The 1,930-nt window shown below is 65.2% G+C and carries 2 pseudogenes; one reads left to right on the plus strand and one right to left on the minus strand.

What is annotated here, in order from left to right:
- Window positions 1-90 precede the first annotated feature (90 nt).
- Window positions 91-720, plus strand: a pseudogene (locus P1P70_RS44065) (alpha/beta fold hydrolase); the annotation flags it as partial.
- 883 nt (window positions 721-1,603) lie between these two features.
- Here P1P70_RS44065 and P1P70_RS44070 read toward each other — a convergent pair.
- Window positions 1,604-1,930: pseudogene (locus P1P70_RS44070) on the minus strand (transposase); the annotation flags it as partial.

Raw genomic sequence — 1,930 nt, forward strand, 5'->3', positions numbered from 1 at the left:
CTACGCCGAGCAGGCGACGGCCGAACCGACGAACCTGAAACCCCGTCAACCCTCACTGACCAGCTGATCAGCACCTCTCGCGCAACGGGGGAACCTCAAGTGGCCGAGCACGCCGATGACGCGTTCCGGATGGTGGAACTGCTGTCGCCCGGTGAGCCCGCCCTGGTCTTCGGCGCCAGTTCAGGCGCTATCGCCGCCCTGCACCTGCTCACCGCCCACCCCGAACGCATTGCACGCGTTGTGATGCACGAGCCGCCAGTAGTAGAGGTCCTGCCGGATGCGGCTGAACACCGCGCACTCATCGCACAAGTGCAGGACACGTTCCGCGCCCAAGGGCTCATGCCGGCGATGGCCGTGTTCGCTGCGGGCCTGAAGAAGGACGGCGACACCACCGAGCCGAAGGCCGAGCTCAAACTTCCGCCCCAAGCAGCGGCGCGGGCCGAGCAGACGATGGCCAACCTGCCGTACTTCGTCGGGCGGATCGTGCCCAGCTTCATGTCCTACACGCCGGACATCAGTCGGCTGGAGGGGCTGTCGGACCGGCTCGTGATCGCCGGTGGCCAGGACTCACGCGGTGAGCTGCCCTACCGCTCGGCCGCTTTCCTGGCCGAGCGTCTCGGCACGGAGCTTCAGCACTTCCCCGGCGGGCACATCGGGCTGACCACGCACCCCGCAGAGTTCGGCGAGCTCCTGCGGAAGGCCCTCCGAGCCTCGATCTGAACCGCGCATGACCTGGCCAACTCCGTCGGAGGCGGTCGAAGGAAGCGACACGATCCTGAGACTCAACTCATCCGTCACTGTCTGAGACAGCCTGAAGAGCAGCAGGTCACGGCGGTGCTCCATGACGTGGATCGCGAGATCCTACAGATGTGTAGGTTCTCAAAATCCGCGCCATATTCTCAGCGCCGACGCCATATCGACTGCACATGTGGCGTCTGCGTGAGAACGGCCAGGCCAGCGTCTCGGCAGTCGTCGCCAGTCGCTGAGAGCCCTGCGGATATGGCGCGAAGTTGAGAATCGATCCGACAGCGCGGCGGGACGCTCCTTGAGAACACCAAGGTTGCAGTGTCGTCATATGGCGTGGGCGCTGAGAACCTACACGATGTGGGATCTCAAATCCCGTGGCCAAATCTCACGGCCGATGGCCAATCGATGGCCGATCGGCCACGAATCTGAGATCACCTGGTCAAGGCATTCGCTCTCCAGCGACGCGACGGCAGGCCGGCCCTCTGGACCCCGGCCCTGGCGGGAGTGAACACAGTGCGGGCTGCCGCCCAGGAGGGGTAGCAGCCCGCACTCACGGTCGTTCTGCTGCCCGTGGAGTCGGCGCGAACTACCGAGACTGGAACCACCAGATCCATCCAGTCACGACGGCGCTGCCAGCTGCGTACGCAGCACCTCGGATCATGGCGAACCCCGCGGCCCTAAGCATGTGTCGAGACCCCTTGCGGAATCGGCTTGTCATTTGATCTTCCCCTCTGGCCTGGTCGCCGTGGGCACAACGCGCGGTAGGCGTATGCCGTAGGGCTCAGTAGGCCAACACGTCCCACGGTGCGGACCTCTGTGAATCGCGGGGTTCTATTGATCCGAAACTCAAAGGGTTCTATTCGAGGATGTAGCGGACGTGCGGGCCGCCGAAGTAGCCCCGGACGATGTGTGGCGTTGGCGTCGGTGGAAGAACCGTCGGGCTTCGGCAGCGAGTTGGGCCTGGTCGCGGGCCCTGCCGTGCATCGGCAGGCTCCTTTTGAGGTCGGCGTTGACCAGCTCGTCGGGGTTCAGCTCCGGCGAGTACGACGGCAGGAAGTGCAGCTCGATCCGGTCCGGGTGATCAGCGAGCCAGGTGCGGACCTTGCGGGAGCGGTGGGCGGAGTGGCCGTCCACGACGAGGTGGACCTTGTGGTCGAAGTGGCCTGCGAGCCGGTCGAGGAAG

Source organism: Streptomyces sp. MB09-02B, assembly GCF_033794485.1.
Classification (GTDB): Bacteria; Actinomycetota; Actinomycetes; order Streptomycetales; family Streptomycetaceae; genus Streptomyces.